The organism is Nostoc sp., assembly GCF_036917415.1.
Classification (GTDB): Bacteria; Cyanobacteriota; Cyanobacteriia; order Cyanobacteriales; family Nostocaceae; genus Nostoc.
This window is the reverse complement of record NZ_JBALDJ010000005.1, coordinates 1-3,885: the sequence shown is the minus strand read 5'-3', so window position 1 is coordinate 3,885 and position 3,885 is coordinate 1. Positions and strand designations below refer to the sequence as shown.

Below are 3,885 nucleotides of genomic sequence, written 5' to 3'. Positions count from 1 at the left end.
GACCAATGACCAATGACCAATGACCAATGACCAATGACCAATGACCAATGACCAATGACCAATGACCAATGACCAATGACCAATGACCAATGACTCTTTTTGAAACTAAAAAAATGAACTTTTTTGATAAATTGAATCGGAATATTTTGCAGAATCAAAGCTTACTATTTGTAGGACTCGATCCAAATCCAGAGATGATGCCTGGGCGTTATGAATCTGAAGAACTGATCGCTGGTTTGGAAAAGTGGTTGCAATTCATTATTGCTGAAACTTCTGATTTCGTTTGTGCTTATAAACCGACACTTGGCTTCTACGAAGCATTAGGTATTCCCGGTTTAGAATTACTGTACAAAACTTTAGCAGCTATTCCAGCCCATATTCCAGTAATTTTAGATGCTAAACACAGTGACTTAAATACTAGTACCATTTTTGCCCGAACTGTGTTTACACAATGGGAAGTGGATGCAATTACTCTCAGTCCTTATACAGGACAAGATCATGTAGCACCTTTTTTGGTCTATCCTGATAAAGCTGTGTTTATTTTATGCTGTACTTCTAATCCAGGTGCAGAAGCTTTACAGCAATATCCTACAAACGAATCACCCGTTTATTTACAAGTGGTAAAAGAATCAAAAACCTGGGGAACTCAAGAACAATTGGGTTTGGAAGTGGGAACTACAAATCCTGAAATTTTAGCACTTATTCGAGCAGTTGCACCTGAACGAATTATTATGGCGCGTAGCATCTGGGCGGAGGGTCAAAACTTGAAGCAAATTTTAGAAGCTGGCTTGAATAGTAATGGTGATGGTTTACTGATTCCTGTTCCTCAAGATATGTTGGGAAATACACAATTATCAGAGGAAGTCCAGTCTCTACGTACAGAAATTAATCAAATCAAAACTGAAATTATTCACGAAAATTCTACTTGTTCTGTGTGGTTTCCTGATGTTTGTTTTCTAAATCAGCACCCCCACCAAGATTTGATTTTACAACTTTACGATCTTGACTGCATTATGTTTGGTAGCTTTGTACAAGCATCAGGAGCTATATTTCCTTATTACATCGACTTACGCAAAATTATTTCCAATCCCCAAGTTTTTAATCAAGTTCTCACAGCTTATGAGGATATTTTGAAGAACCTGAATTTTGATAGATTAGCAGGTATTCCCTATGGTTCATTACCTACTGCAACTGGTTTAGCTTTGCGCCTTCATTGTCCGATGATTTTCCCGCGTAAAGAGGTGAAAGCACACGGTACTAGAAGAGTAATTGAGGGTAACTTTCATACTGGTGAAACAGTTGTAGTGGTTGACGATATTCTCATTAGCGGCAAAAGTGTTATGGAAGGGGCAGGAAAGTTGGAATCAGCAGGATTAAATGTTAATGATATTGTGGTATTTATAGACCATGAACAAGGGGTGAAAGATAGGTTACAGCAAAATGGTTATCGTAGTCATGCAGTTTTAACTATTTCGGAAATTACTAATACTCTCTATCAAGCAGGGCGAATAAATGAGGAGCAATTTTTAGCTTTCGCTGAAAGTTAGTAATTGGAACAAAAGGGAATGGAGAATTGGGAGAGACGTGACTAATCTCGTCTCTACTAGGAGAAGATTTTTATTGTCTACTTCCTCTTGAGCAGATTTGATTATTCGGTTAAATCTAGTAAATAGAATAATTTTCGCTTTGAAATTAATTATGAATTTTCCACTGAATCAATTACTTAGATGGTTAATTTTTACGCTGTTATTTCCTCTAGTATTTCTCAATGGTTGGCTAGCATTTTTGCTGGTTAAAAACTTTCAACCTGTCGTAACAATTCTTGTATTGGCTACGTTGCTTGCATTCATTTTAAACTATCCTGTTTCGATTCTCCAACAGCGGAGAGTTAAACGCAGCTATGCAGTAGCATTAGTTTTTATATTAGCATTGGTAATTGTTGTGGCTCTAGGTATCACTTTAGTGCCCATTGTTTTAGAGCAATTTAATGAGATGGTTAAAGTCTTTCCCCAATGGATTGATTCTAGCGAAGAAAAACTTCAGATCGTCAATGATTGGTTTTTTAAACATAAATTAAATGTGAATCTAAGTCAGATATTAGCACAAGTTACTGAACAATTACCTAATGAATTAGAGTTTGTTTCAGATAAACTTTTAAGTATTATCATAGACACAATTGATAGTATTTCTGAAGCATTAATTACAGTAGTGCTAACTTTTTACTTGTTGTTAGATGGCCCAATAATTTGGTCAGCGATATTTAAGAAGTTACCTGGAAATATTGCCCAGCAGGTAAGCCAGTCTATTCAGCAAAACTTCCAAAATTACTTAATTGGTCAGGGAAGTTTGGCTTTGCTGATGGGTATTTCAATAACATTATTGTTTTTAGGTTTCCAAGTCCAGTTTGGTTTACTCTTTGGTTTGGGAGTTGGGCTTTTGAGCTTAATTCCCTTTGGTGATGTCGTCAGTCTGGTTTTAATAACTTTAATAATAGCGTCACATGACTTTTGGCTAGCAGCTAAGGTTTTTGCGGTAGCTGTTGTCATCGATCAGTTAATCGATCAGGCGATCGCACCCCGTTTATTAGGTAAGTTTACTGGTATTAGACCAATATGGGTATTAATTGCCTTGCTTGTAGGAACCAATGTTGGCGGAGTCTTGGGTTTACTAGTTGCAGTACCTGTAGCTGGTTTTCTCAAAGATGTAGCAGATGGTTTTTCTAAATCTGTTAATTCTGATAACGTGGGTGAGGCTGAAGCAGCATCAGAATTGTTGGTAGAAGAATCAATATCACAATGAGTTGTAGATAAAAGTTGCAACGGTGTCATTTAGGTCGTATTCACTCAAGTCAACAACATATTCACTAGTATTTTAGGTTTTATGGCAAGCGATCGCTATCTTTGTTGTTGCTTGCGATCGCTGAATGTATCGAAGACAATCGCGTAGACAGCCAGAGGCGATCGCTCCTTATCTCTCAAATCTAATTAAAAAGCGATCGCACTCTAAATCTTCGATTTTAGGTAATTTATGAAAGACGTACATGAAAATAAAAAGAACTTTGCATCAGCAATAGTTAGATCAGGCTCAGTCAACATAGCATGTCTGATACCTCCCTCATCACTTGTATATCCATACAGAATTAAGAATGAATTTTTTAAAGCGGGATGTAAATTGTGAGAAACTTCCAGAACCTTCAGAGCATCTGCTAAAGTTGCCTTTGGTTTTCCAGTAATAGCTTTTGCAAGACTTTCAACTGCGGAAATAGATTCTTTTATAGAGTTTCTGTAGTCAGGATTTTCCTTGTTGCTCATTAAAACAAGGGAGCGCTTCAAATGGGTGGATACAGCAGGAAAGTTTTTATCATCTACTGCTTGCTCAAGCATTTCAATTTCTTGCTCATTAGTGATATCTGTGAATACACCTCCGACAAATCTATAACCTGCCAGTTCTCTTTCTAATACAAAGTTTATATCTTCTACAAGTTTCGGAGATTGGAAATAGTTGATTGTAATCTCAAGAAAGTCGTAAACTTCATATCATTGGCAATTTTGAAAATATTTTAATAACCAGTTTACAGATTCTCTTGGTCTTGTAGGTAAGTTATCCAAAGGAAAATACGGTTCAGTTAAGGCTAAAACTCTTTATCAAAGTCAACTTTTTTAACGAACCGCAGAGGCGCAGAGAAGCCAGTGCGTTGGGCGGGTTCCCCGACTTGAAGCAACTGGTGCGAAACAGAGAGAAGAGAAAAAATGCTTAACTGAACTGTATTGATCCAAAGGATACTTAAAATATTTATCCCAAAGAAATTTAATAAAAATATCTATATGTGTTAAAAAGCCTATTTCCACGAATTTTGAGTATTGTAAAAAGAAATTTGTACTTAAT

3 protein-coding genes and 1 pseudogene are annotated in these 3,885 nt (G+C 36.5%); 2 read left to right on the top strand and 2 right to left on the bottom strand.

The window, feature by feature from the left end; translation table 11 throughout:
- Positions 1 to 113: 113 nt before the first annotated feature.
- The gene (locus V7K41_RS00720) at positions 114 to 1,547 is read left to right on the top strand and encodes a bifunctional orotidine-5'-phosphate decarboxylase/orotate phosphoribosyltransferase (protein ID WP_334845253.1); all 1,434 of its coding nucleotides are present in this window, start codon (positions 114 to 116) and stop codon (positions 1,545 to 1,547) included.
- A gap of 151 nt (positions 1,548 to 1,698) precedes the next feature.
- The gene (locus V7K41_RS00715) at positions 1,699 to 2,799 is read left to right on the top strand and encodes an AI-2E family transporter (RefSeq protein WP_334845252.1); all 1,101 of its coding nucleotides are present in this window, start codon (positions 1,699 to 1,701) and stop codon (positions 2,797 to 2,799) included.
- Positions 2,800 to 3,002: 203 nt separating this feature from the next.
- Here V7K41_RS00715 and V7K41_RS00710 read toward each other — a convergent pair.
- Positions 3,003 to 3,524 (bottom strand): annotated as a pseudogene (locus tag V7K41_RS00710) (AbiJ-NTD4 domain-containing protein); the annotation flags it as partial.
- A 135-nt stretch (positions 3,525 to 3,659) separates the two neighbouring features.
- Positions 3,660 to 3,885 (bottom strand): hypothetical protein (locus V7K41_RS00705; RefSeq protein ID WP_334845251.1); only part of this gene is annotated, 226 nt, incomplete at its 5' end.